The sequence below is a fragment of the Variovorax sp. GW822-FHT04E09 genome, from assembly GCF_058800845.1.
This window is the reverse complement of record NZ_JBXAMR010000002.1, coordinates 984,791-1,008,876: the sequence shown is the minus strand read 5'-3', so window position 1 is coordinate 1,008,876 and position 24,086 is coordinate 984,791. Positions and strand designations below refer to the sequence as shown.

Here is a 24,086-nt window from a genome sequence, read left to right as displayed (position 1 = left end):
TGGCCTTGTTGCTCAGATATCCAGCACCAGCCGCTCGCCCTTGCAGCGAGAGACGCAGATCATCATGGTCTTGTTGGACGCACGTTCGATCTTGGTGAGGATGCCGTCGTGGTGATCGACTTCGCCCTCGAGCACCGCCGTTTCGCAGGCGCCGCAGACGCCTTCCTTGCAGCTGTGGTCGGGGTTGAGGCCAGCGTCGATCAGGCTGTCGAGAATCGATTTGCCCGGAGGCACCTCGACGCTCTTGCCGCTCTTGGCGCACTGCACCACGCAGGTCTGCGTGGTGCAGTGCGCCTCCACATGCACGGCGGCGAAGCGTTCGATGTGGGCGTTGGCGTAGCCCAGTTGCTCGCAGCTCTTTTCGAAGGCGTCGAGCATCGGCGTGGGGCCGCAGCAGTAGTAGTGGCTGGTGGCGCCCTTGCCGGCCAGCATCGATGCGAGGTCGGGCGGTGCGCCCTTCTCGTCGTCGAAGTGCCAGGTGAGCTGCACCGACTTCTCGGTGGCCAGCGCTTCGATGGCGTCGCAGAAGGCGGCTTCCTTGCGGGTGCGCGCGCAGTAGACGATTTCGACCGGCTTGCCGATGGCGATGAGCCGCTGCAGCATGCACCAGATGGGCGTCACGCCGATGCCGCCGGCCACGAGCACCGAGCGCTCGGCGCCCTCTTCCAGCTTGAAGTTGTTGCGCGGCGCCGAGATGGGCAGCGTCATGCCCACGCGCAGCTGCTGGTGCACGTAGCGCGAGCCGCCGCGGCTCTTGCGGTCGTTGAGCACGCCCACCACGTAGCGCTGGCGGTCGCTCGAGGGGTTGCACAGCGAGTAGCTGCGCACCAGCCCGTTGGGCAGGTGCAGGTCGATGTGGGAGCCGGCCTCGAAGGCGGGAAAGTCCACCGCCGGCGTGGCCGGCCGGAACTCGACGCTGACGATGCCGTCGGCCTCGTAGCGCATGGTGTGCACGAGGGCGTTCAGCGTGGGAGAAGACATGGCGATGCTCGCTTGCTTACGTACTTGCTTGCAGTTCAGGCCGTGGCGGCCTCGGCTTGCGCCAGCTGTGCCTGCGCGAGGTTGCGCATGTGGCGACGCAGACGGACGATGCCCAGGTCGTGCTGGTACAGGTTCTCGTGCTGGTTGGCGTCGGCTTCCATCTCTTCGAGCATCACGCGGTCTTGCTCCAGCACGTGCCAGTGGCGCGCCTCGAGGCGGTTCTTGTAGAGGAAGCGCCAGGTGTCGCGCTCCCAGCCCGGCGCCAGCTTGCGTGCGCGCCAGAAGAAGGTGGCGGTCATGCCGTTGGCCATGGGCGAGAAGGCGCCGATGATGATGAAGTTGCCGCCGGGGCCGCCGGTCTTCGGGTACGGAATCTCCAGGCGCATCCAGTGGATGCCGGTGTCGGCCCACTCGGTCCAGTCGAAGTTGACGTTGCGCTGGCCTTCCTTCTCGAACACGAAGCCGATGTCGGTCGGGCGCACGCCGAACTTGGCGCTGGAGTCGCCCTCGGCCATCGAGTGCGACTGCTTGTGCAGGTAGGTGCCGTGCATCGGGTCCATCACGTTGTCCAGCACGTAGCGGTAGTCGCCCTTCCACTCCGTGTAGCACAGGAAGTTCGAATACTCGGCCTCGTCGGTCAGCTGCTCGGGCAGCACCAGCGGCGGCGGCACGTCGACCGACTCCTTCCCGTTGTAGAGGAACACCGCGCCCGCGCGCTCCTGCACGTGGAAGTGGCGCGTGGCGCGCGAGCCTTCGAGCTTGCAGCCCGGGCTGCCGGGCACGCGCGTGACCACGCCGTCGTGGCGCACTTCGACGCCGTGGTACGGGCACGAGAGCCGGTCGCCCAGCACCACGCCCTGCGACAGCGGCGCGCCGCGGTGCGGGCAGCGGTCTTCCAGCGCGTGCAGCACGCCTTCGCCGTCGCGCCACAGCGCGATCTTGCGGCCGAGGCGGCGCAAGGAGATGGGGTTCTCCTTGATGAAGTGCGAGGGGCAGATCGGGTACCAGAGGTCCTTCAGGCCGATCTCGAGCAGGTGATCGACCGGATCGGCGGGAACGGGATGGATGGCGATGGTCATGGTGGTTCTCCTCAGGCGGCCAGCGTGGCCATTTCCTTGCGGTACAGCGCCTCGGTCCATGCGAGGCCGCCCGGCGTGGCCAGGCCGCTGTCGTTCAGGCGTTGCACCAGGCCCGGCAGGTCGTGGATGCCGTCGGCGTAGGCGCGTTCGATCACGTCGCCCAGCAGGTCTTCGTAGGTGGTCGCGGGGCGCTGGCGCGCCTGGTGCGGTTGGAGAAAGCGGTCTTGTTGCATCGTGAGCCTCCGTGGAGCGAGGGAGAAAAAGGGGTCAGGCAGTAGCAGCGACAGCGCCCTGCGCCGGCACGCCCAGCGGCACGGCCCAGGCGTCGTAGGCGTACACCCAGTCGGCGTTGCCGCCTTCGCGCAGCCAGTTGTTGCCGCGCGAGCCGAGCTGCACCTGGCTGGCGCGCTCGATACGCGCGGTCTGGTAGGCCTGCAGCGCGGCGGGAATGCCGGCCATGGCCACGCCATCGAGGTGGCGCGACAGCACCACGGCGTCTTCGATCGCCATGCCAGCGCCCTGTGCCATGAAGGGCAGCATCGGATGCGCGGCATCGCCCAGCAGCGCCATGCGGCCCTGCGCCCAGGCGGGCATGGGGTCGCGCTCGTACAGCGCGGTCTTCAGCACCGTGTCGCAGGCGTCGAGCAGCGCGCGCGCCTCGGGGTGGTAGGCCACGTACTGCTCGCGCAACTCGTCGACGCTGCCCGGCGCGGTCCACGACTCGAGGTGCCAGGTGTCCTGCGGTGTGGTCGCGAAGATGAAGATGTCCTTGCCGCGGTTCAGCGGGAAGGTGACGATCTGGCTCTGCGGGTTCGGGCCCCACCACTTGGTGAAGGCGCCCAGGTTGGGCACTCCGGCCACGCGCTCGGCGGGCACCACGGCGCGGTAGGCGACGATGCCCGTGAAGCGCGGGCTCTCGGCGCCGAACATCGCGGTGCGCACACCCGAGTGGATGCCGTCGGCACCGATGAGCGCGCCCACGCGAGCGCTGGTGCCGTCGCTGAACGACAGGGTCACGCCCTGGCCGTCGGCCGCGATGGCCTCGGCGCGCTTGCCCAGCGCCACGCGCTCGGCCGGGAACATGTCGGCCAGCGCGGCCAGCAGGTCGGCGCGGTGGATGGTGAGCTGCGGCGCGCCGTAGCGCTGCTCGGCCGAGTCGGCCATTTCGAGGCGCGAGGTTTCTTCGCCGCTGTCGTAGGTGCGGCTGATGCGGTGCGACGGGCGGGCCGCCGTCACGCGGGCGGCGTCGCCCACGCCCAGGCCGTCGAGTGCGCGCACGGCGTTCGGCGTGAGGTTGATGTCGGCGCCGACGCGGGCGAACTGCTTGGCCTGTTCGAACACGACCACGTCGTGCCCCGCGCGGCGCAGTGCGATGGCGGCGACCAGGCCGCCGATGCCGGCACCGACGATGCCGATGGTGGATTCGCTTGTCTGCATGGTCTCTGTCTCTCTTTGTTCTTGGGGATGGCTCACTCGGCCACGATGTTGCGGGCCTTGATGATCCGGGCCCAGACGGCCGTCTCATCGCGGATGTGGGCAGCGAACTCGGCGGGCTTCATGGCCGCATCGGTCATGCCCTGCGCCTTCAGGCGTTCGCGCACGTCGGGCTGGGCCAGCATCTCGGCCGCGTCCTTGGCGAGCTGCTCGACCACCGCGGGCGGCGTGCCCTTGGGGGCCAGCAGGCCATACCACGAGGTCACGGCGACGCCCTGGATGCCCTGCTCCGCCAGCGTGGGAATGTCGGGTGCGGCGGCGCTGCGCTTGGCCTCGGTCACGCCCAGCGCAATGAGCTTGCCGTTCTTGATGAACGGCATGGTCGCGGGCAGGTTGCTGAACATCAGCGGCACCGAGCCGCCGAGCACGTCGTTGAGCGCGGGTGCCGTGCCCTTGTAGGGCACGTGCAGCAGGTCGATGCCGGCCTGCTGCTTGAACAGCTCGCCCGCCAGGTGCAGGCCGCTGCCCACGCCCGGCGAGGCATACGACAGCGTGTTGGGCTTGGCCTTGGCCATCGCCACGAGTTCCTTCGCGCTCTTGATGCCCGAGGCCGGCGCGGCCACCAGCACGTTGGGCGCCTTGGCGAGCATGGTGACGGGCACGAAGTCCTTCTCGATGTTGAACGGGAAGTTCGGCATCAGCGTCGGGTTGATCGTGAGGTTGCCGGCCGGCACCACGAGCAGCGTGTGGCCGTCGCCCTTCGCACGCTTGACCTTGTCGATGCCGATGTTGCCGGCCGCGCCCACCATGTTCTCGACCACGGCCGCCTGGCCGTAGCGCTTGGCCAGGCCGTCCGACAGGATGCGGGCCAGCGTGTCGACCGGGCCGCCGGGCGGGAACGGCGAGACGATGGTGAAGCGGTCGCTCGACAGCTGCTTGTGCGCATCGCTCTGTGCGTGCGCGGGCAAGGCGATGGCCAGCGCCGCGGCGGCCAGCAGGGAGAAAGAAAAACGTCGTTGCATGAGGGTCACCGGGTTCATTTCTTCTCGGTCAGGAAAGCACCTTTCGGGCCTTCCGCGTTCTTCTGGCGACGCGTGTGGCCATCGAGGCCGCCATCGACGGCCCATTCGGCGAACACGGTCGGGCCGGGTTCGAACTCGCGCGGCTGCCAGTCGGCGGTGAGCTGGTCTTCGTCGGCGTAGTACTCGATGAGGCCGCCGGCCGGGTTCTTGAAGTACCAGAAGTACGCGGAAGACACCGGGTGACGGCCCGGGCCCAGCTGGGTGTCCCAGCCGCAGCGCGAGAAATGCAGGCCGCCGCCGAACACCTCGTGGATGTCGCGCACGGTGAAGGCCACGTGGTTGAGCCCGCGCTTGCCCGACGGGATCTGCAGCAGGAACAGGTCGTGGTGGCCGCCTTCGGGCGCGCAGCGCATGAAGGCGCCGCGGTTCGGATAGCCGTCGGACGACACGAAGCCGAAGCGCTGCGCATAGAACGCGCTCGTGCCCTTCACGTCGCTCACGAAGAACACGACGTGGCCCACCTCGATCGGCGTGGCGCGTTCGTAAATGGGTGCAGGCTGGTTCACGCGCGGCTTGGCGTTCCAGGTGTTCATGGCGCCGCAGTCGACCTCGACCGCGCGCTTGCGGCTCACCTGCAGACGCACGGCCAGGCCGTTGGGGTCGGTGCAGCCGATGCGGCGCGCGCCGTCGACCGTGGTGTCGGTGAAGGCCGGGTCTTGCGCGATGGCGGCGGCGTAGCGGTCCAGGTCGGCGTCGCTTTCCACGCCCCACACCACTTCGCGCAGCGTCGGGCCCTCTTCCATCGCGGGCGGCAGGCCGGGCTTGTCCCACGCCGCAACGACCACCTTGCAGCCGTTGAGGCACTCGAAGACGAGTTCATCGGCGGCTTCGGACACGAGTGAAAGGCCCCAGTCCTGGAAGAACTGGCGGCAGGCGGGCAGGTCGTCCGCGCCGTAGGTGATCTGGTCGATGCCAAGTACGCTCATCGTGTGCTCCTGTTCAGTTCGCCCACGGGAGCGGTTGTTCATTGGTGCCCCAGTACATGCTCTTTTGCTCCATGTACTGGAAGATGCCTTCGCGGCCTTTCTCGCGGCCCAGGCCGCTGTCGCGCCAGCCGCCGAACGGCGTCGAGACCGAGAACTGCTTGTAGGTGTTGACCCAGACCGTGCCGGCCTGCACCGCGCGGCCCAGCTTCCAGGCGCGCTTGAAGTCGCGGCTCCACACGCCGGCGGCCAGCGCGTAGACGCTGTCGTTGGCCTGCGCGATCAGTTCTTCTTCGTTGTCGAAGGGCATCGCGACCAGCACCGGGCCGAAGATTTCTTCCTGGCTGATGCGGGCGTTGTTGGTCAGGCCTTCGAGGATGGTCGGCTGGTAGAAGTAGCCCTTGTCGTAGTCGGCGCCGTGCGGGCGCACGCCGCCCGTGCGGATGCGCCCGCCCTCGGACACGCCCAGGTCCACGTAACGCTCAATGCCTTCGCGGTGCTTGGCCGTGATGAGCGGGCCCATCTGCGTGCGCTCCGAGGCCGGGTCGCCCACGCGCAGCGCATTGGCGCCTTCGGCCAGCCGCGTCAGGAACTCGTCGTAGATGCCGCGCGCCACGAACAGGCGCGAGCCCGCGATGCACGACTCGCCCGACGAACTGAAGATGCCGTACAGCACGCCGTTCACCGCATGGTCGAGGTCGGCGTCGTCGAGCACCATGGTGGGCGACTTGCCGCCGAGCTCGAGCGACACCGGCATCATCTTGTCGGCCGCGATGTGGGCGATGTGCTTGCCGGTGGTGGTGCCGCCGGTGAACGACACGCGCTTGACCAGCGGGTGCTTGGTGATCGCGTCGCCGATCACCGAGCCCTTGCCCGGCAGCACGCTCACGATGCCCTTGGGCACGCCGGCCAGCTCGCAGATGCGCGCCAGTTCCAGCGCCATGAGCGGCGTGACTTCGGCGGGCTTCACGACCACCGCGTTGCCGGCGGCCAGCGCGGGCGCCAACTTCTGGGCTTCGCTCGCAATCGGCGAGTTCCACGGCGTGATGGCCGCGACCACGCCCATGGGCTCGTGCACGCTCATCGTGACGAAGGCACCGCGCGAGGGGGTGATGGTTTCTTCGAGCGTCTCGAGCGCGGCGGCGAAGAACTGGAAGGTGCCCGCGGCGCTGGCCACGAGGTTGCGGGTTTCGCTGATCGGCTTGCCGTTGTCCAGGCGCTGCTTCTGCGCGAGCGACTCGCCCTCTTCGCGGATCAGCTGGGCCACGCGGTGCAGCACGGCGGCGCGCTCGTGCGGCAGGCGCTGGGCCCAGCCGCTGGTGCGAAAGGCGTGGTCGGCGCGCGTGATGGCTTCTTCGACATCGGCCAGGCTCGCGGCCTTCAGGCGCGCGATGGGCTCGCCGGTGGCCGGGTACAGGCTTTCGTAGACGTCGCCGCCGCCCAGGCGCCATTCGCCGGCGATGCAGATCGGAAGGAGTTCGGTGGAGATCATGGGGTGGCTCAGATGGCAAGGGCCGCGACGCGGTTGCGCAGCGCGCGCACGGCGCTGTACACGGTCAGGGCCGAGGTCTTGGGGTTGGCCGCGAGCGGCTTGTTGCGCATGGTCAGCGCGAAGCTGCCGAAGGCGCCTTCGGCTTCGACGGTGTGCACGTTCTCGGTGGTGGCCGGGTCGGCAATGAGGCGCACCAGCGTCTGGTCCAGGCCCAGGCCCGCGAGCGACACGGTGGCCGCCACGTTGGCGTTCTTCGGATAGAGCAAGGCCGCTTCGCGCGCGCTGCCTTCGAAGATCACGGTTTCGTGGGCCAGCGTGTCCAGGTTGCGGCCCTGCTCGGCCGGTGTGCCCTTCCAGGCCTGCGGCGGCTTGCGGCCCGTGTAGCGCACGCTGTCCAGGCCGCCGATGCGGGCCGCGGCCAGCGCGTCGATGCCGCCGATGGCGCCGGGAATCAGCTGCACCTGCGTGCGGCCGGCGACGGCGGCGGCTTCGAGCTTCTCGGCGAAGCCCGTGGCCGACAGCGCGCCCACCGAGGCCACCACGCAAGGCGTGCCGCGCGCCAGCGCGGGCAGCACGTGCTCTTCGATGGCGGCATGGCCGGCGGTCTCGACCACGAGGTCGATGCCGTCGGCGGGCACGGCGCTGCCCACCTGCGCGTCGGGGGCGACCTTCTGCGCGGCAGCGATGCCTTCGGCCGGCACGACGATGGCCACCACCTTCAGGGCGGGGTCGCCGCGCAGCAGTTCGAGCACCGAGGTGCCGATGGCTCCGCAGCCGACAAGGGCGATGCGCGTGATGGCGGTGGTCATGCGTGGGGCTCCGCGTTCACTCACTTGGCCGCGCCGAGCGCGGGAATCTGCGTGACCGTGTTGGTCGGCGGGCCGGCGAAGCTGGTCTTGAAGCCGCCGATCGACAGCATGTCGATCTCCAGCAGGAACGGGCCGTCGGCGGCGAGCGCCTGGTCGAGCTGGGCCGGCAGGTCGGCCAGGTCTTTCACGCGGGCGTGCGGCAGCGCGATCGACTTGCACAGCAGGTCGTAGTCGGGCGTGTGCAGCTCGGCGTAGCACTGGCGGCCGCCGTACTGCGCGTCCTGGATGTTCTTGATCACGCCGTAGCTCTTGTCGTTCATGAGCACGATGACCATGGGCGCCTTCTCCTGCACCATGCAGGCCAGCTCGCCCAGGTTCAGGATGAAGCCGCCGTCGCCGGCCAGGCAGAAGGTCTTGCGGCCCGAGCCCGTAACCGCCGCGCCGATGGCCGCGCCGATGGCCATGGGCATGCCCTGGCCGATGCCGCCGCCCGTGGCGTGCACGCCGGCGCTGGGTTCGAACACGCGCAGCTCGCGGTTGCCCCAGGTGCTGTTGGACACCGTGACGTCGCGCACCCAGTTGAACTTGCGGCCGGCCACCGACTGCAGCTGGCGCACGAGTTCGGCGTACGGGCCGAGGCCGTCGCGCAGCGTGGCCACGGCCTGGTCGTGCGCGGCGCGCAGGTCGACCAGCAGCTGCGGGTCGGCCTGGTACTTCGCGGCTTCGAGGCGGTCGGCCAGGCCGTCGAGGGCCAGCGCGGAATCGCCGCAGACAAAGGCCTCGGACGCGTAGCAGCGGCCTTCGGCGGCGGCATCGGCGTCGATGCGGTACAGCGGGCGCGGCAGCTTCAGTTCGTACTTGAGCGTCTCGTTGCCACGCAGGCGCGAACCGACCACGAGCATCGCGTCGCAGGTTTGATAGAAGGCCTCGACGGGCTTCTGGATGTTGTAGGCGCCGAGCGAGCCGGCGTCGTCCTCGGGCACCGTGCCGCGGCCCTGCGTGGTCGTGACCACGCCGAAGCCCAGCTTCTGCAGGCGCTGGATCGCACTGCGCGCATGGCGGGCACCGCCACCGACCCACAGCAGCGGACGCTTGGCCGTGGCCAGGCGCGCGGCCAGTGCATCGAGGCCGGCGGCCGAAGGCACGGGGCGCTCGATGGGCAGCGGCGACAGGTCGGCCGGCATGGTCGTGAGCGCCGACTGGATGTCGATCGGAATCTCCACGCTCACCGGGCCGGTCGGCGCCGTCATGGCGAGCTGCACCGCGCGCTTGAGCGTGCCCAGCACCGTCTCGACGCTGCGCACGCGCAGCGCGGCCTTCGACACCGCCTTGAGCATGGTGAGCTGGTCGGGCGCTTCGTGGATGTACGACATGCCCTTGTCCAGGTACGGCGTCTCGATCTGGCCGGTGATGTGCAAAAGCGGCGCGCCGGCCGTCAGTGCCTCGACCATGCTGCCCGCGATGTTGCCCGCGGCCGGGCCGGTGCTGGTGATGCACACGCCCAGGCTGGCGGTGGAGCGTGCATAGGCGTCCGCCATGTTGCCCGCGCCGGCTTCGCCGCGCGCCGAGATGAAGCGCACCGTGCCGCGCTGCGCGAAGGCATCGAGGATCGGCATGTTGTGGATCGAGATCACGCCGAAGGCTGCCTTGACGCCGCACTGCTCGAGGAACGCGGCGACGACGGCGCCGACCGTAACTTGGTTCGTTTTCATTTCAGATAGCCCTGTAACTTGATTGGATGGCGCACTCGCGGATATCAGCGCAGCCGAGGCGGGGAACACCGCGGAACCGGCTTTGCCGGGCCGCTGGTGTTGCCCCCTTGAGGGGGTGCAGAAGCCACACGAAGTGGGCAAGGCTGGGGGTGGGCTCACGCATGGCGGGAATGGCCTCCGGAGATGTCGATGTGGCTGCCGGTCGTGTACGACGCGAGCGGTGAAGCAAGGAAAAGGATCGCGCGCGCGGCTTCGGTCGGAAGCCCCAGGCGACCCAGCGGGATGTGTTTGGTGGTGGCGAGCTGGCGGCTCCAGGCGGCCCAGTCCTGCGACTTGTCTTCGCGTGCCTCGAAGCGGCGGCGCCACTGGCCCGACTCGACCAGGCCGATCAGGATGCCGTTGACGCGCACACCCTGCGGCGCGAACTCGGTGGCCATGGAGCGCACGAGGTTCAACAGGCCCGCGCGCGCGGCCGAGGTGGCGACCATGTGCGGCTCGGGCTGGCGTGCCAGCAGCGAGTTGGCGCAGACGATGGCGGCATCGCCCAGCACCGCGCGCTGCGCCGTGAGCTGCGGCAGGAAAGCGCGCGTCGGGTGGATGACCGAGAAGAACTTCAGGTTCAGCTCTTGCATCCAGGCCGCGTCGTCGGTGTCGGCGAAGGTGGAGACACGCCCCTGCCCTGCGTTGTTGACCAGCATCGAGGCCGAGCCGAGCGCGGCCTCGCTGGCGGCGGCGAAGGCGCGCACCGAGGCGGCGTCGAGCACGTCGCAGGTCTGCGCGAACAGCTTGGCATCCGGATACTGCGCGCGCAGGCCGGCCACGGCGGCATCGAGCCGTTCGGCGTTGCGACCGCACAGCGCCACGGCGGCGCCGCAGCCCAGCAGCAGCTCGACGGTGGCCAGGCCGATGCCCGACGACCCGCCCGTGACCACGGCCACGCGGCCGGCCAGTGCGTCGGCGGCGAAGAAGGAGGAGGAAGGGGCGAAGGTCGTCATGGTCGATCTGAAATCAGTCGTCAGGCGCTGCGCAGCGGTACCACCTTGCTGGTGCGTGCGGGCGAGTAATTGAGCAGGCCCGAGATCTCGTCGGCGGTGCCGCGCACGCGCTGCACCATCTCGTCCATGCGGTTCTCGTCGATGTGGCCCGAGGTGATGGTGGCGCCCAGCGCCGCCACGATGTGGCCGCTGTGGTCGCGCACCGGCGCGGCGATGGTCGAGATGTTCGATTCGAAGAAGCCCTCGCCCAGCACGTAGCCGCGCTGGCGGTCGGCCTGCACCATGTCGAAGAGTTCGTTCACGGTCTTGGGCGTGCTCGGCGAGAAGGTCTCGAGCTTGTCTTCGGGGTACAGCGCGCGCAGCTGCGGCAGCGTGAGGTCTTCGAGCAGGATGCGGCCCAGCACCGTCGCGTGGGCCGGCAGGCGCGTGCCCACCGTGACCGAGCTGGCGAAGGGCGTGGCCGGTGCCACCTTGGCGACGTAGACGATCGAGCGGCCGTCGCGCACCACCAGGTTGCAGGGCGTGCGCAGCTCGTCGCACAGGCGGTTCAGCAGCGGCGTGCCCAGCTGCGTGAGCTCCAGCGAGGCCAGGTATTCGAAGCCCAGGCGCAGCACGGCCAGGCCCAGGCGGTAGTCGCGGCCGCCCTCGGCGCGCTCGAGAAAACCCATGTTCTCCAGCGTGGTGAGCAGGCGGAAGACGGTCGAGCGCGGCAGGTCGAAGCGGCGCGCCAGCTCGGGCGCGGAGAGCGTGCGGCTCTCGCGGCTGAACTCGCACAGCACGCGCAGGCCGCGCTCCAGCGCGGGCACGTTGTAGCGGTCCGCGCCCTCTTCCATCACTTCGTTGTCGGTGGCCATCTTGGAATTCCTCTCGGTTGTCTTGTTCGTGTCGGGTCAGCCGGCGAGCGATTCGCGCAGCAAGGCGGCGACGGCCTGCGGTTGTTCCACATAGCCGGCGTGACCCGCATCGTCCACCAATTCGAGGGGCACGCCGCAGCGGCGCGCGACTTCTTCGCAGGCGGTGGGCGGCGTGACGACGTCGAGCGCGCCGCAGGCCACGCGCACGGGCATCGGCGGCGGCAGGTCGGCCAGCAGGTCGGCGTTGCACAGCAGCTCGACGGCCTGGCGGTAGCCGTGGTCGTTCAGGCGCGCCATGTTCCAGCGCACCCACTGGCGGGCGTGCTCAGAGGCACCGTCGGACACGAGCCGGCCCGCGCGCTTGGCGGCCATGCCGGCAATGCCGAGGTCGTCGAGCGTGGCCAGGCGTTCGGCGCGCACCTTGGCGCGGGCGTCGATGCGCGCGGCGGCGCCGTAGCCGATGGCGGGGCTCACGAGCACGAGGCGGCGGATGCGCTCACTGGCGCTCGACTCGCTGCGCGCAGCCGACGCGGCGACGATGGCGCCCAGCGAATGGCCGACAAGCACGCAGGAGCGGATCGACAGCGCATCGAGCATTTCTTCAAGGCGTGCGGCGTAGTCGGCGGCGGTGGGCGCGGCCGAGGCCAGCGGCGTCGAGCGGCCATAGCCCGGTGCGTCCCACGCGATGAGGCACGCCTGTGGCGCCAGCAGCGCCGCGGTGTCGAGCCACGAGGCCGCGCCCGAGCCGATGCCGTGCAGGCACACGATGACCGGGCCCTGTCCGCATTCGCGCACCGACACCACCGCGCCGCCGCCCACCGCGACGTCGCGGGCCGGAAAGCGCGCGTCGAGCCGCGCCAGCTCGGAAGCCGGCAGGGTCTGCGCGGAGATGTCGACGGTGCTCATGGCCTGTTCGCTCGCTCGCTCAGCGCTTGATCTTGGCCAGCGGGTGGTCGGCGGGGTACGTCGGCGTGACGGGCTTCTTGGCGCCGAGCATCACGCACATCAGCGCGTCTTCGTCGCCGATGTTGATCTCTTCGCGGTACACGCCGGGCGGCACCGAGATCAGGTCGCGGTCGGTCATGATGGTTTCGAAGCGCTCGCCGTCCTTCTCGATCACGACCTTGAGCTTGCCGCGGATCAGGAAGAACACCTCTTCCACGTCGGTGTGGATGTGCGGCGGGCCTTCGTGGCCGGCCGGGATCACCATGGTCGAGAAGGTGAAGTGCTCCGAGGGCACGGTGTTGGTGTCGGCCGCGACACCGGTGCCGCCGGTGCCCACGTAGCGCATCTGCGCACGGCGGAACTTGGGGTCGAAGTCGGCCTGGAACTTCAGCGCGTCCCAGTCGTACTTGCGGGTTTCGTAGCGGGCGATGCGGGTGTTCATCCACTCGGCCAGGCTGCTGCCCTCGGGCTGCGCCAGGGTGTTGGCGGCGCTGTTGTTGATCTTCTGCTGTTCGGACAAATCGCTCATGGGTCTACTCCTTGGTCGGGAAATTCGGTCGGTGGTGACTCGTTCAGTGCATCGCGAAGCCGCCGTTGACGGCGAGCAGCTGGCCGGTGACGAAGCGCGCCAGGCCGGACAGCAGGAACACGGTCGCGCCGCAGACGTCGGCCGCCTGCTGCTCGCGCGGGATGGCGCGGCCTTCGAGGTATTTCTGGTGGCGCGCCATCGGCACGTACTCGGTGGCCTCGACCAGCGTGAGGCCGGGCGCCACGGCGTTCACCGTGATGTTGTCGCCGCCCCATTCGCGCGCCAGCGAGCGCGTCATGGAGATGACGGCGCCCTTGCTCGAGGCATAGGCCAGCAGGTTGGGCGCGCCCCACAGCGCCGTATCCGACGCCAGGTTGACGATGGCGCCACGGCCGCTGGCGGCCAGCGCGGGGCGGCAGGCGCGGCCCATGAGCCAGCTGCCGCGCACGTTGACGTTCATCACGCGGTCCCACATGTCGATCTCGAGCTGGTGCGCGTCGCGACCGCCCGAGTTGGTGATGGCGGCGTTGTTGACGAGGCCGTCCAGGCCGCCGAGCAGGCGCACCGCCTCGGCCGCGCCCACCTCGATGGAGGCCGGGTCCGACAGGTCGATGGCCAGCGCGTGCGCCGTGCGGCCGGCCTCGCGCAGCGCCTGGGCTTCGGTCTCGGCCAGCTCGCCGAGGATGTCGGCCAGCACCACGCTCGCACCCGCCGCGGCCACGCACTGCGCGAACGCCAGGCCCAGGCCACGCGCGCCGCCGGTCACGAGCACGCGGCGGCCGGCCAGCAGGTTGGCGGGCATCTCGGCCAGCAGGGCCTGCAGGCTGGAGGGATCGACGATGGCTTTGAGGTCGGTCATGACGGGCGTCTCCGTGAGGTTCAGTCGGCCTGGATGCCGAGTTCCTTGATGACCTTGCCGAAGCGCGCGAAGTCGGCGGCATTGGTCTTGGCCAGCACGTCGGCGTCGCCGCCCACGGGCGTGGTGCCCAGCACGGCCATGCGCGCGACGATGTCGGGCATCTTCAGGATCTCGTTGAAGTGGCCGTTGAGCGTCTTCACGATCTCGGGCGGCAGATTGCGCGGGCCCCACAGGCCGTTCCAGGCGGTGAGCTCGACGTCCTTGTAGCCCAGCTCGGCGAAGGTCGGCACCTTGGGCGCGAGCGGCGAACGCTCGCGCGAGGCCACGGCCAGCGGCACCATCTTGCCGTTGGGCATGTACGGCGCCACCGGGCCGAGCGTGACGAAGGTCACCGGCACGTGGCCGCCGAGCACGTCGTTGACGGCGGGCGCCACGCCCTTGTAGGGCACGTGTGCCAGGCTGGTGCCCGAGGCGCGGGCGAACATCTCGCCCAGGATGTGCATCGGCGAGCCGCTGCCCGGGCTGGCGTAGCTCAGCGACTTGCCGCCCTTGGCCGCGGCCACCGCGTCCTTCAGGCCGGTGTAGCCCTTGGCACCGCTGGCCACGAGGAAGAGCGGCAGGTTGCCGGTCTGCACGATCGGCGTGAAGCCGTTGAGCACGTCGTAGCCCGAGGTGCTGCCGGTCTTGAGCACCAGCTGCGCGATCGAGAAGGTGCTGGGCGCGAGCAGCAGCGTGTAGCCATCGGGCGCGGCCTTCGACACGAAAGCGCTGCCGATGATGCCGCTAGCACCGGGGCGGTTGTCGACCACCACGGGCTGGCCGACGCGGGCCGAGAGCTTTTCGGCATACAGGCGCGCCAGGGCGTCGGTGTCGCCACCCGCCGGATAGGCAACGACCAGCGTGATCGGCTTGCTGGGGTAGGTGTCTGCCCAGGCGAGTCCGGAAGCGCAAGCGGCGGCCAGGGAGACGGCAGCGGCGATGGCGAGGCGGCGAGTGTGTGTCATCGGGGGTCCGTGGAATCGGTGGTTTGTTTCACTAAAGAAACAACGATTTATTAATGGAACACCGCAAGAATACCGACGAAGACAACTTCATGACTAGGTAAAAACCCTAGTTGAGGTGACGCCGGGGTGCGCGGCCCACGAAAAAGGGCGGCCGTTTCGGGCCGCCCTTCGAGGGAGGAAGCGGGGTTGGGCTACCCGCCGTAGCGCGCGACGGTCAGGCCTTCCATGTCGATTTCGGGCGCCCTGCCCGCAACCAGGTCGGCCATCACGCGGCCGGTGCCGGCCGCCATGGTCCAGCCGAGCGTGCCGTGGCCGGTGCTCAGCAGCAGGTTGGGCACGCGGGTGGCGCCGATCACCGGCGTGCCGTCGGGCGTCATGGGGCGCAGGCCGGTCCAGAAGGACGCGTCGCGCACCGGGCCGCCGCGCGGAAACAGGTCGGTCACGACGTGTTCGAGCGTGTCGCGCCGCCGCGCGTCGAGCGCCAGGTCGAAGCCCGAGAGCTGCGCCGTGCCGCCCACGCGGATGCGATCGCCCAGGCGCGTGACGGCGACCTTGAAGGTCTCGTCCATCACGGTGGATTCGGGCGCGCCGCTCGCGTCGGTGATGGGCACCGTGATCGAGAAGCCCTTGACCGGGTACACCGGCAGGTCGATGCCCAGCGGGCGCACCAGCGCGGGCGAGTAGCTGCCGAGCGCGACCACGTAGCGGTCGGCGGTGAAGGGGCCCTGGTCGGTGCGTACCGCGGTCACGCCCTTGCCCGCTTCGTGTTCGATGGCCTGGATGTTCACGCCGAATCTGAATTGCACGCCCTCGGCCTCCGCGAGCTTGGCCAGTGCCTGCGTGAACTTGAAGCAGTCGCCGGTCTCGTCGCCCGGCAGGCGCAGGCCGCCGACGAACTTGTCCTTCACGGCGCCGAGCGCGGGCTCATGCAACACGCAGCCGTCGCGGTCGAGCACCTGGTAGGGCACGCCCGACGCCTTCAGCACTTCCACGTCTTTCGCGGTGCCGTCGAGTTGTGCCTGCGTGCGAAAGAGCTGCAACGTGCCCTGCATGCGCTCGTCGTAGCGGATGCCGGTGTCCGCGCGCAGCGCCTTCAGGCAGTCGCGGCTGTATTCGGCCAGCCGCACCATGCGGCCCTTGTTGAGTTCGTAGCGCGCCTGCGTGCAGTTGCGCAGCATCGACAAGCCCCAACGCCACATCGCCGGATCGAGCATCGGCTTGATGACCAGCGGACTGTGCTGCATGAGCATCCACTTGATCGCCTTGACCGGCACGCCGGGCCCGGCCCAGGGCGCCGAGTAGCCGGGCGAGACTTCGCCCGCGTTGCCGAAGCTGGTTTCGAGCGCGGGCGCCGGCTGGCGCTCCAGCACCGTCACCGCGTGCCCGGCGCGCGCCAGGTAGTACGCCACCGAGGTGCCGATGACACCGCTGCCGAGAATCAGGACCTGCATGACAACCCCTCCCTCTTGAAAGCCGCCATGGCCTGAGGGTACAGGCTTGGCGCTCAGAGACCCAGCGAGTCCTGCAGTTCGCGCGCCGTCCAGCGCTTCGGCTGTTGCGGCCAGGCCTCGAGCAGCGCGACCATGCGCGCGTTGCGCGGTGCGCTCAGGCCGTGCTCCTGCGCGAGCCGCACCACCTCGCCGCTGAGCGCGTCGATCTCGGTGCGGCGGCCCAGGGCCAGGTCGTCGGCCATGCTCGAGCGCGCCTTGGCATCGATGCGCAGCATGCGTGCCGCGACGATGCGAAACAGCCAGTCGGGCAACCGCAGCAGGCCCGGCAAGCGCCGCGCCGGCACGGCCGCCACCTGCGCGGGCACGATGCCGCCCGTGCGCAGCACACCCAGCGTTTCATCGATGAGCGCCGCGAAGCAGCGGCGGTAGCCGCGCTGCATGAGCTCGTCGCGCAGCGGCAGGCCCGACAGCGCATTGACCGGGTTGTTGAGGTTGAGCAGCAGCTTGCCCCACTGCACCGGCAGCAGGTCCGCATGCAAGTCGAGCGGCACGCCGGCGCGCTCGAACACGGGCAGCCAGTCGCGCAGCGCGGGGTCGTCTTCCGCGGCCAGCCGGCCGGGCGTGCCGCGGTGGAAGGCGCCGTCGCCGATCTCGGCCACGTTGTACGGCACCATGCCGGCGCGGATGTTGAGCGACGGGCCGGCCTGCCCGGCGGCGGCGCAGTTCGAGATGCCGTTCTGCAGCGAAACCACCGTGGTGCCGGCCGGCAGCGCAAAGGCCAGTTCGCGCGCCGCCTCGGCGGTGGCGCCGCTTTTCACGCACAGCAGCACCAGCGCAGGCCGCGCGCCCACCGGCACCTGCTCGCACAGGCGCAACGTGGGCGCCGCCAGCTTGTGCCGGGCGCCGTCGAGGTCGGTGAGCGTGAGGCCGTGGCGCGCGAGCTTGTCGAGCACGCGCGGACGGCCAACGAAGGTGACGGGCACGCCCGCCGCCGCCAGGCTGCCGCCGATGAAGCAACCGATGGTGCCCGCCCCCATCACGAGCACTTCACCGGGGATCGCGTCGGACATGAAGTGCTGTGTGGGTAGTGAGCGGAAAGGACCTCAGGTCCGTTGGGCAACCCAGGCCTGCACCGATTGCAGCGCGGCCGGCAGGCCCGCGGCGTCGGTGCCGCCGGCCATGGCCATGTCGGGCTTGCCGCCGCCCTTGCCACCGACCTGCTGGGCCACGAAGTTGACCAGCTCGCCGGCCTTGACCTTGGCGATGCTGTCGGCCGTGACACCGGCCGCGATCTGCACCTTGTCGCCGTCCACGGCGGCCAGCACGATGGCGGCGGTCTTCAGCTTGTCCTTCAGCTTGTCCATGGTGTCGCGCAGCGTCTTGGCGTCGGCGCCGTCGAGCTTGGCCGCGAGCACCTTGATGCCGTTGACGTCCACCGCCTGCGCGATGAGCTCGTCACCCTTGGACGACGCGAGCTTGCCCTTGAGCGCGCCCACTTCGCGTTCGAGCGTCTTGACCTGCTCCAGCACCTGCGAGAGACGGCCCTGCAGCTCGGCGGCCGGCGACTTGAGCGTGGCGGCCACGCTGTGCACGGTCGACTCGAGGTCCTGCAGGTACGACAGCGCATTGGCGCCCGTGACGGCTTCGATGCGGCGCACGCCGGCGGCCACGCCGCCTTCGCTGACGATCTTGAACAGGCCGATGTCGCCCGTGCGGCCCACGTGGGTGCCGCCGCACAGTTCGCGGCTGGTGCCGATGTCGAGCACGCGCACGGTCTCGCCGTACTTCTCGCCGAACAGCATCATGGCGCCGGTCTTCTGGGCCGATTCGAGGTCCATCACGCGCGCCTGCGTGGGCGCGTTGTCCAGGATCTCGGCGTTGACGCGCTTTTCGATCTCGAGGATCTGCTCGCGCGTGACCGGGGCGTTGTGCGCGAAGTCGAAGCGCGTCTTGTCGGCGTCGACCAGCGAGCCCTTCTGCTGCACGTGGTCGCCCAGCACTTCGCGCAGGGCCTTGTGCATCAGGTGGGTGACCGAGTGGTTGCGCATGGTGGCGGCGCGGCGCGCGGTGTCGACGGCGGCCTTGACCGCGTCGCCGACCTTCAGCGTGCCTTGCGTTTGCGTGCCGTGGTGGCCGAACACGTCGGCCTTGATCTTCTGCGTGTCGTCGACACCGAACTGCACGCCTTCGGCCACGAGCACGCCCTGGTCGCCGACCTGGCCGCCGCTTTCCGAATAGAAGGGCGTGGTGTCGAGCACCACGATGCCGCTCTGGCCTTCTTTCAGCGCGTCGACGGCCACGCCGTCGAGGTACAGCGCGACGACCTTGGCGTTTTCTTCCAGGTGGTCGTAGCCGGTGAAGGTGTTGCCCGCGCCGGCGTACTCGACGTTGCGGTCCATCTTGAACTTGCCGGCGGCACGGCCCGCGGCCTTCTGCTTTTCCATCGCGGCGTGAAAGCCCGCTTCGTCGACGCTCAGGCCGCGCTCGCGGCACACGTCGGCCGACAGGTCGAGCGGGAAGCCGTAGGTGTCGTGCAGCTTGAAGGCGACGTCGCCCGGCAGCACCTTGGCATCGCCGGCCAGCGCCGCGTCGAGGATTTCCATGCCGTTGGCCAGCGTTTCGAAGAAGCGTTCTTCTTCGGCCTTCAGCGTGTCGATGATGCGTTTCTCGTCGGCCACCAGCTTGGGGTACGCGTCGCCCATGAGCTTCACGAGGTCGGGCACCAGCTTGTGGAAGAAGGGCTTCTTCTGGCCCAGCTTGTAGCCGTGGCGGATGGCGCGGCGCACGATGCGCCGTTGCACGTAGCCGCGGCCTTCGTTCGAGGGAATGACGCCGTCGGCCACCAGGAAGGAGGTGGCGCGGATGTGGTCGGCGATCACGCGCAGCGAGTTGTTCGACAGGTCTTGCGTGCCGGTCTCGCGGCCGGCGGCCTTGATGAGCGCGTCGAAGATGTCGATCTCGTAGTTGCTGTGCACGTGCTGCAGGATCGCCGCCAGGCGCTCCAGGCCCATGCCGGTGTCGACGCAGGGTGCGGGCAGCTTCTTGACCGAGCCGTCGGGCTGCATGTCAAACTGCATGAACACGTTGTTCCAGATCTCGATGTAGCGGTCGCCGTCTTCATCGGGCGAGCCGGGCGGGCCGCCGGGGATCTCGGGGCCGTGGTCGTAGAAGATCTCGGAGCACGGGCCGCAGGGGCCCGTGTCGGCCATCATCCAGAAGTTGTCGGACATGTAGCGTCCGCCCTTGTTGTCGCCGATGCGCACGACGCGCTCGGGCGGCAGGCCGATTTCCTTGGTCCAGATGTCGTAGGCCTCGTCGTCCTCGATGTAGACGGTGGCCCAGAGCTTCTCGGCCGGCAGCTTGTAGACCTGGGTCAGCAGCTCGAAGGCCCACTTCAGCGAGTCGCGCTTGAAGTAGTCGCCGAAGCTCCAGTTGCCCAGCATCTCGAAGAAGGTGTGGTGGCGCGCGGTGTAGCCCACGTTCTCGAGGTCGTTGTGCTTGCCGCCGGCACGCAGGCAGGCCTGCACCGAGGCGGCGCGCACGTAGGGGCGCTTGTCTTCGCCGAGGAACACGTCCTTGAACTGGACCATGCCCGAGTTCGTGAACATGAGCGTCGGGTCGTTGCCCGGCACCAGCGAGCTCGAAGGCACCACCGTGTGGCCCTTGGAGGCGAAGAAATCGAGAAAGGTCTTGCGGATGTCCGCGACCGTGAATGTGGGCTGGCTCATCTTTGGATTTCGTCTGCTGTCGGGGGCGGCCTGGCGATGGCGACCCTGCGTCGAAACCACTGCGTTGAACCGGCCTAACTGCTTGATTTGCTTGAACAATCGATTATAGGTTTGCGCATGGTGCCCGGGCCCGCCGCGGGCCTTGCGCACGCGCGATCCGGGAGCCGGGGCTAATATGGACGGCTGAAGCGGTGCGCGCCCTCCCCGGCTGCAGCCTGTTTCTTCCCTGTTTTCATCGGCAACATGAATCAAGGAGCACGCATGGCGGGTCAGGCGTCGGAACACTGGAAGATCGAAGACCTCGATTTCTCCCGCATCGCACGCGAGCAGGTGCGCACGGACGAGAACCTCTTCTACCTGGTGGCGTCGGCCTCCTTCATCGAGAGCGGCTCCGACCTGTACACGCAGAACCTGGTCGATTTCTTCCGGGGCGACGACGAGGTCACCGAGTGGCTGTCGAACCACTGGGAGCAGGAAGAGCTGCAGCACGGCCGGGCCCTGCGCGCCTACGTGGACCACGTCTGGCCCGAATTTCCCTGGGAAACCGCCTACCGCGGCTTTCTCGACGAATACGCCACCTACTGCAAGGTCGAGCTGCTGGCCCCGACCCGCGCCCTGGAAATGACCGCCCGCTGCGTGGTCGAGACCGGCACCGCCACCTACTACCGGGCCATGGCCCGCAGCACCACCGAGCCGGTGCTGCGCGACCTCGCCACCCGCATCGCGACCGACGAGGTCAACCACTACAAGCACTTCTACCGGTTCTTTCGCCGCTACCGCGCGCAGGAGCGGCTGAACCGCTTCCGCGTGATGGGCACCATCGGCCGGCGCACGCTGGAGCTGAAAAGTGAGGACGCCGACTGCGCCGTCCGCCACGTGCTGCAGGCCCGCGCCCCGCACCGCGCCGGCGACGCGGCCTACGTGCAGCAGCTGAGCGCGCACATGAACCGCACCATCCGCACCCACCTGAGCCCCGCCGCCACGCTGAAGATGCTGATGCGCCCGCTGGAGCTGCCGGCCCGGGTGCAGACGGTGATCCAGTACCCGATCCGGCAGTTCATGGAGCATGTCTTCCTGCGCTGACGAGCCAAAAACCCAGAAAACGCCAGGAAACGCGCAAAAAAAACCCAGCACGATGCTGGGCTGAATCTCTGGATTGCTGTCACGCACAGAGAACCCGCACTTGAAGCGAGTCCGCAAAATTTAGGGCCCGGGCCGCCCCCGGCTTGTCGGACAACACCGACAGTTCTGCACGATCGTGCGATCCGCGGGTATCCCCGGAAGCTCGAAAAAGTGCCAAATTCTTCACACTTTTTAACTTGTCCTACGGTTACGACATTTTTCAGCTGACATGCTGGGCGCGCGTCCTCGCCGAGGATGCACTTGCTGTCACGCAACAGGGCCGCAAAAGAAGAGCTCTCTGTTTGCCTTAGAGCGCGCCCCTTCGGGGGCCCCTCGAGATACCCGCTCCGGCGGGTATTTTTTTGCCCGCCGCCGGGCCGCCCATCGCCCTACCACATCGCCATGACGGGTTTTCCCAATCCGATGGGGACAATGTTGTGGAAAACCGTGTGCGCAGCGCGCGAAACCCTTGCCTGGCGGGGCCTGCAACGCGGTGCCTGCGAAAGAGGCAGTGAAGGTAAAAAACCCGGAAAAATATTTTTCCCGCCCGTTTTCCCCGCCGAGACCCGCCCGCCGCCGTCCCCGAACGGCGCTGAAAGAATTCATCAGACTCCCACCCCGAAGCCCCCGCTAGCATCGAACGACCCGGGCGGCCAGCCTGCGCCGCGCCGGGGACCCAAGGGAGCAAAACATCGTGAAGTGGATCGTGGCTGGCTTTGTGGCGCTGGTTTTCTCAGTGCTGTCGTTCAACGCATTCATTGCCAACGACCTGAGCCGCCAGACCCGCGGCAACCGGCTCATCGCCATGCTGACCGACCTGTACGGCTGGCTGATGGGCACCCTGGGCGCCGTGCCGACGGGCGTGCTGTTCGCGGCGTGCGCCGTGGGCATCGTGGTGCTGGCGGTCCGGGACGGCAAGAAGGCGTCCTGAGCCATGCCGGTGACCACGCGCGTGGCCCTGCTCGACCCGCAAGGCACCACCGGACCCCAACTGCTGCACAGCCTGCCCCGCCTGGGCTACGACACCCTGCGGTTCTCGAGTGCGGGCGACTTCTTTGCGTTGCTGGACAGCGGCCAGCCGATCGACCTGCTGCTCCTGGTGGTCGAGAACGAGCTGGCTTCGCGCAGCCTCTTCGCCGCCTGCCGGGCGCTGAACATTCCGACGCTGCTCATCGTGCGCGACAGGCGCTGGGAGCAGCTCATGCCCTGGCGCGACGCGCCGGGCTGGGACGACTTCATCGAGCTGCACGGCGCCAGCATCGACGACGCCATCAACGAGCTGGCCTGGCGCATGCGCACCCTGCTGCTGCGCGCCCGGCAGGCCGCGCAGACCGCCAGCCTCGGCGCGGCGAGCTGGGGCCCCTACCGCTTTCTCGACATGGCCCACACGGTGCTGCTGCACGAGCGGCGCATCCGCCTGCAGCCGCGCCAGTACGCCTTCGCCGTCACGCTCTTCCGCAACGCCGGCCAGGTGATCACGCGCGAGTGGCTGTGGCAGTCGATCTGGGACAAGACCACGCCGTATGAAGGCACGCGCGTGCTCGACGTGTGCGCGGCCAACATCCGCAAGCGCCTGGACCTGTGCGCCGAGAACGGCTACGAGCTGCGCGCGGTCTACAAGCAGGGCTACCGGCTGGTGTCGGTGTTGCCCGGGCGCGAACCGACCAAGGAGAGGGAGTTCACGCGAAGAGGCCGGCCACGCCATGCCGCCCTTGCCGTGAATTGCTGACAGGCCCGGCCCTGCATCGGGCCGGGCCCCGGGCGCGCGTCAGGCGTCCGCCCCCACGCGAATCAGACGCGCCGGCTTCAGCCGGCCGTCCAGCGACGCCAGCCAGGCGCCCAGGTCCTCGTTCGACACGGGCGTCAGCAGCAGCTCGAAGGAACGCTGCGCGCGCACCGCGACCGGCACCGACTCCACGCTCTCCAGCTCCGAGCGGTGCGTGAGGTACAGCAGCGGCAGCATCCAGTCGGCCGCCTGGTGCATCGCGGGCACGCGCGCCACCGTCTTCTGCGCGTCGGCGTGCAGCCCCACGATCACCCCGTCGAAGCGCTGGCCCACCTCCAGCACCTGGATCAGGTCGGCGATGCGCACGAAGGGAATGAAGTCGGCCCCCAGCGCCGTCAGCGAGTTGCCGGTGCAGGCGCGCTGCAAGGCGTCGGAATCGACCAGCGCGATCCGGTACCCCGAGGGAGCAGGCGCGTTCATCGTCACTGCTCCCCTGCGATGTCGAGCTCGACGCGCCGGTTGGGCTGCAGGCACTGCAGCAGCGCCGGCGTGCTGCGGCTGCCTTCGCAGTCGGACACCACCGGCTGGCGCTTGCCCATGCCCGCGGTGCGGATCAGCTTGCGGTCCAGCCCCTGCTGCACCAGCAGGTCGCGCACGGTGTTGGCGCGCTCCAGCGACAGCGCCTCGTTGTAGGCGTCGCCGCCCAGCCGGTCGGTGTGGCCCGTCACCACGATGTAGTGCAGCGAGCGGAAGTTGTTGCGCAGCTCGACCGCCAGGTGCTCCAGCCGCGTGCGCCCTGCGGGCTGCAGGTCGGTGAGCGAGGCGCCGTCGAAGCGGAACAGGCCATCTGCATTGAGCGTGACCTTCTGCGGCGGCGCCAGCTTGGTGCTGGCCGGGATCGGCGTGGCCGCCGGCGGCTGCGCGAGCAAGGCGCAGTCGGGGTTCTTCCACCAGCCGCCGGTCATCAGCTCGCTGCCGTTGAAACGCACCATGTACTGGCAGGTGACGTGCTCGCTGCCCTTGCCCGTGTAGAAGTGGAAGATGTAGTTCCACTCGCGCACGCCCCACAGGCCTTCGCTGAAGTGCGGCCAACCCAGCAGCTCGCGCAGCTGGTCCTTGCCCATGCCGGGGCGCACGCGCTGGAACTTCTCGGTGCCCGGGAAGGCGCCCTGCTTCCACTTGGCGCTGTCCAGCGCCGGAAACTCCTCGGGCCTGGGCGCTGCGGGCTTCTCGGCCGCTGCGCGCGCCTGCGCGTCCTTGTCGATGGCGGCGCCGGGCGAGGCGCAGCCCTGCAGGGCCGCAAGCAAGGCCGCCAGTGCGACGGCGGGCAGGGTTCGGTTCATCTGCTTCATTCTTTTTCT

23 protein-coding genes are annotated in these 24,086 nt (G+C 69.0%); 3 read left to right on the top strand and 20 right to left on the bottom strand.

What is annotated here, in order from left to right:
* Positions 1 to 12: 12 nt before the first annotated feature.
* The 18 genes from AC1RL8_RS12060 to alaS all read right to left on the bottom strand — a co-directional run bounded on the left by AC1RL8_RS12060 (position 13) and on the right by alaS (position 19,877).
* Positions 13 to 981, bottom strand: coding sequence for a PDR/VanB family oxidoreductase (locus AC1RL8_RS12060; RefSeq protein WP_492685439.1), 969 nt, complete (start codon positions 979 to 981; stop codon positions 13 to 15).
* Between the two features lie 35 nt (positions 982 to 1,016).
* On the bottom strand, positions 1,017 to 2,060 hold the full coding sequence (locus AC1RL8_RS12055) for a Rieske 2Fe-2S domain-containing protein (protein ID WP_492685438.1): 1,044 nt from the start codon (positions 2,058 to 2,060) through the stop codon (positions 1,017 to 1,019).
* An 11-nt stretch (positions 2,061 to 2,071) separates the two neighbouring features.
* Positions 2,072 to 2,293, bottom strand: coding sequence for a recombinase-like helix-turn-helix domain-containing protein (locus AC1RL8_RS12050; RefSeq protein WP_062474598.1), 222 nt, complete (start codon positions 2,291 to 2,293; stop codon positions 2,072 to 2,074).
* 34 nt (positions 2,294 to 2,327) lie between these two features.
* Entirely contained in the window at positions 2,328 to 3,497 is a 1,170-nt protein-coding gene (locus AC1RL8_RS12045; protein ID WP_492685437.1) for an FAD-dependent monooxygenase, read from the bottom strand.
* Between the two features lie 32 nt (positions 3,498 to 3,529).
* The gene (locus AC1RL8_RS12040; protein WP_492685706.1) at positions 3,530 to 4,516 is read right to left on the bottom strand and encodes a Bug family tripartite tricarboxylate transporter substrate binding protein; all 987 of its coding nucleotides are present in this window, start codon (positions 4,514 to 4,516) and stop codon (positions 3,530 to 3,532) included.
* A 14-nt stretch (positions 4,517 to 4,530) separates the two neighbouring features.
* Positions 4,531 to 5,502 (bottom strand): VOC family protein, encoded by a 972-nt coding sequence (locus AC1RL8_RS12035; RefSeq protein ID WP_095947548.1) that lies wholly within the window; start codon positions 5,500 to 5,502, stop codon positions 4,531 to 4,533.
* Between the two features lie 13 nt (positions 5,503 to 5,515).
* Positions 5,516 to 6,991, bottom strand: a complete 1,476-nt coding sequence (locus AC1RL8_RS12030; protein ID WP_062474590.1) for an aldehyde dehydrogenase — start codon at positions 6,989 to 6,991, stop codon at positions 5,516 to 5,518.
* A gap of 8 nt (positions 6,992 to 6,999) precedes the next feature.
* Positions 7,000 to 7,800 carry an aspartate dehydrogenase gene (locus AC1RL8_RS12025; RefSeq protein WP_062474588.1) on the bottom strand — a complete coding sequence of 267 codons (801 nt, stop codon included), beginning with the start codon at positions 7,798 to 7,800 and terminating at the stop codon, positions 7,000 to 7,002.
* 20 nt (positions 7,801 to 7,820) lie between these two features.
* Positions 7,821 to 9,512, bottom strand: coding sequence for a thiamine pyrophosphate-binding protein (locus tag AC1RL8_RS12020; RefSeq protein ID WP_492685436.1), 1,692 nt, complete (start codon positions 9,510 to 9,512; stop codon positions 7,821 to 7,823).
* 155 nt (positions 9,513 to 9,667) lie between these two features.
* Positions 9,668 to 10,507, bottom strand: coding sequence for an SDR family oxidoreductase (locus AC1RL8_RS12015; protein WP_492685435.1), 840 nt, complete (start codon positions 10,505 to 10,507; stop codon positions 9,668 to 9,670).
* 20 nt (positions 10,508 to 10,527) lie between these two features.
* Positions 10,528 to 11,361: an IclR family transcriptional regulator gene (locus AC1RL8_RS12010; protein ID WP_070060330.1), complete on the bottom strand. Its 834-nt coding sequence runs from the start codon at positions 11,359 to 11,361 to the stop codon at positions 10,528 to 10,530.
* 36 nt (positions 11,362 to 11,397) lie between these two features.
* A complete protein-coding gene (locus AC1RL8_RS12005) occupies positions 11,398 to 12,267 on the bottom strand; it encodes an alpha/beta fold hydrolase (RefSeq protein ID WP_492685434.1) in 870 nt (289 codons plus the stop codon).
* A gap of 19 nt (positions 12,268 to 12,286) precedes the next feature.
* Complete coding sequence (locus AC1RL8_RS12000) at positions 12,287 to 12,835, bottom strand: cupin domain-containing protein (RefSeq protein ID WP_095947543.1); 549 nt, start codon at positions 12,833 to 12,835, stop codon at positions 12,287 to 12,289.
* A 43-nt stretch (positions 12,836 to 12,878) separates the two neighbouring features.
* Positions 12,879 to 13,694, bottom strand: coding sequence for an SDR family oxidoreductase (locus AC1RL8_RS11995; protein WP_159272147.1), 816 nt, complete (start codon positions 13,692 to 13,694; stop codon positions 12,879 to 12,881).
* Between the two features lie 20 nt (positions 13,695 to 13,714).
* Positions 13,715 to 14,698, bottom strand: coding sequence for a Bug family tripartite tricarboxylate transporter substrate binding protein (locus AC1RL8_RS11990; RefSeq protein WP_492685433.1), 984 nt, complete (start codon positions 14,696 to 14,698; stop codon positions 13,715 to 13,717).
* A 191-nt stretch (positions 14,699 to 14,889) separates the two neighbouring features.
* Positions 14,890 to 16,149 carry a D-amino acid dehydrogenase gene (locus AC1RL8_RS11985; RefSeq protein ID WP_159272148.1) on the bottom strand — a complete coding sequence of 420 codons (1,260 nt, stop codon included), beginning with the start codon at positions 16,147 to 16,149 and terminating at the stop codon, positions 14,890 to 14,892.
* 53 nt (positions 16,150 to 16,202) lie between these two features.
* Positions 16,203 to 17,219, bottom strand: a complete 1,017-nt coding sequence (locus tag AC1RL8_RS11980; protein ID WP_492685432.1) for a 2-dehydropantoate 2-reductase — start codon at positions 17,217 to 17,219, stop codon at positions 16,203 to 16,205.
* Between the two features lie 33 nt (positions 17,220 to 17,252).
* Entirely contained in the window at positions 17,253 to 19,877 is a 2,625-nt protein-coding gene (alaS, locus tag AC1RL8_RS11975; RefSeq protein ID WP_354343347.1) for an alanine--tRNA ligase, read from the bottom strand.
* Between the two features lie 261 nt (positions 19,878 to 20,138).
* On the opposite strand from alaS, the gene AC1RL8_RS11970 reads away from it, so the two are divergent.
* The 3 genes from AC1RL8_RS11970 (at position 20,139) to AC1RL8_RS11960 (ending at position 22,728) form a co-directional block, all read left to right on the top strand.
* A complete protein-coding gene (locus AC1RL8_RS11970; RefSeq protein WP_070060322.1) occupies positions 20,139 to 20,960 on the top strand; it encodes a ferritin-like domain-containing protein in 822 nt (273 codons plus the stop codon).
* Positions 20,961 to 21,693: 733 nt separating this feature from the next.
* Positions 21,694 to 21,930, top strand: a complete 237-nt coding sequence (locus AC1RL8_RS11965; RefSeq protein WP_095744972.1) for a hypothetical protein — start codon at positions 21,694 to 21,696, stop codon at positions 21,928 to 21,930.
* A gap of 3 nt (positions 21,931 to 21,933) precedes the next feature.
* On the top strand, positions 21,934 to 22,728 hold the full coding sequence (locus tag AC1RL8_RS11960; protein ID WP_492685431.1) for a winged helix-turn-helix domain-containing protein: 795 nt from the start codon (positions 21,934 to 21,936) through the stop codon (positions 22,726 to 22,728).
* A 39-nt stretch (positions 22,729 to 22,767) separates the two neighbouring features.
* Here AC1RL8_RS11960 and AC1RL8_RS11955 read toward each other — a convergent pair whose 3' ends face one another.
* Together AC1RL8_RS11955 and AC1RL8_RS11950 are read right to left on the bottom strand one after the other, a co-directional pair.
* Complete coding sequence (locus AC1RL8_RS11955; RefSeq protein ID WP_095947536.1) at positions 22,768 to 23,205, bottom strand: hypothetical protein; 438 nt, start codon at positions 23,203 to 23,205, stop codon at positions 22,768 to 22,770.
* Between the two features lie 2 nt (positions 23,206 to 23,207).
* Positions 23,208 to 24,068 (bottom strand): OmpA family protein, encoded by an 861-nt coding sequence (locus AC1RL8_RS11950; RefSeq protein ID WP_492685430.1) that lies wholly within the window; start codon positions 24,066 to 24,068, stop codon positions 23,208 to 23,210.
* Positions 24,069 to 24,086 lie beyond the last annotated feature (18 nt).

Coding starts and splice junctions, on each gene's coding strand:
- AC1RL8_RS12060 (WP_492685439.1), bottom strand. CDS start 981: ATGTCTTCTCCCACGCTGAACGCCCTCGTGCACACCATGCGCTACGAG.
- AC1RL8_RS12055 (WP_492685438.1), bottom strand. CDS start 2,060: ATGACCATCGCCATCCATCCCGTTCCCGCCGATCCGGTCGATCACCTG.
- AC1RL8_RS12050 (WP_062474598.1), bottom strand. CDS start 2,293: ATGCAACAAGACCGCTTTCTCCAACCGCACCAGGCGCGCCAGCGCCCC.
- AC1RL8_RS12045 (WP_492685437.1), bottom strand. CDS start 3,497: ATGCAGACAAGCGAATCCACCATCGGCATCGTCGGTGCCGGCATCGGC.
- AC1RL8_RS12040 (WP_492685706.1), bottom strand. CDS start 4,516: ATGCAACGACGTTTTTCTTTCTCCCTGCTGGCCGCCGCGGCGCTGGCC.
- AC1RL8_RS12035 (WP_095947548.1), bottom strand. CDS start 5,502: ATGAGCGTACTTGGCATCGACCAGATCACCTACGGCGCGGACGACCTG.
- AC1RL8_RS12030 (WP_062474590.1), bottom strand. CDS start 6,991: ATGATCTCCACCGAACTCCTTCCGATCTGCATCGCCGGCGAATGGCGC.
- AC1RL8_RS12025 (WP_062474588.1), bottom strand. CDS start 7,800: ATGACCACCGCCATCACGCGCATCGCCCTTGTCGGCTGCGGAGCCATC.
- AC1RL8_RS12020 (WP_492685436.1), bottom strand. CDS start 9,512: ATGAAAACGAACCAAGTTACGGTCGGCGCCGTCGTCGCCGCGTTCCTC.
- AC1RL8_RS12015 (WP_492685435.1), bottom strand. CDS start 10,507: ATGACGACCTTCGCCCCTTCCTCCTCCTTCTTCGCCGCCGACGCACTG.
- AC1RL8_RS12010 (WP_070060330.1), bottom strand. CDS start 11,361: ATGGCCACCGACAACGAAGTGATGGAAGAGGGCGCGGACCGCTACAAC.
- AC1RL8_RS12005 (WP_492685434.1), bottom strand. CDS start 12,267: ATGAGCACCGTCGACATCTCCGCGCAGACCCTGCCGGCTTCCGAGCTG.
- AC1RL8_RS12000 (WP_095947543.1), bottom strand. CDS start 12,835: ATGAGCGATTTGTCCGAACAGCAGAAGATCAACAACAGCGCCGCCAAC.
- AC1RL8_RS11995 (WP_159272147.1), bottom strand. CDS start 13,694: ATGACCGACCTCAAAGCCATCGTCGATCCCTCCAGCCTGCAGGCCCTG.
- AC1RL8_RS11990 (WP_492685433.1), bottom strand. CDS start 14,698: ATGACACACACTCGCCGCCTCGCCATCGCCGCTGCCGTCTCCCTGGCC.
- AC1RL8_RS11985 (WP_159272148.1), bottom strand. CDS start 16,149: ATGCAGGTCCTGATTCTCGGCAGCGGTGTCATCGGCACCTCGGTGGCG.
- AC1RL8_RS11980 (WP_492685432.1), bottom strand. CDS start 17,219: ATGTCCGACGCGATCCCCGGTGAAGTGCTCGTGATGGGGGCGGGCACC.
- alaS (WP_354343347.1), bottom strand. CDS start 19,877: ATGAGCCAGCCCACATTCACGGTCGCGGACATCCGCAAGACCTTTCTC.
- AC1RL8_RS11970 (WP_070060322.1), top strand. CDS start 20,139: ATGGCGGGTCAGGCGTCGGAACACTGGAAGATCGAAGACCTCGATTTC.
- AC1RL8_RS11960 (WP_492685431.1), top strand. CDS start 21,934: ATGCCGGTGACCACGCGCGTGGCCCTGCTCGACCCGCAAGGCACCACC.
- AC1RL8_RS11955 (WP_095947536.1), bottom strand. CDS start 23,205: ATGAACGCGCCTGCTCCCTCGGGGTACCGGATCGCGCTGGTCGATTCC.
- AC1RL8_RS11950 (WP_492685430.1), bottom strand. CDS start 24,068: ATGAACCGAACCCTGCCCGCCGTCGCACTGGCGGCCTTGCTTGCGGCC.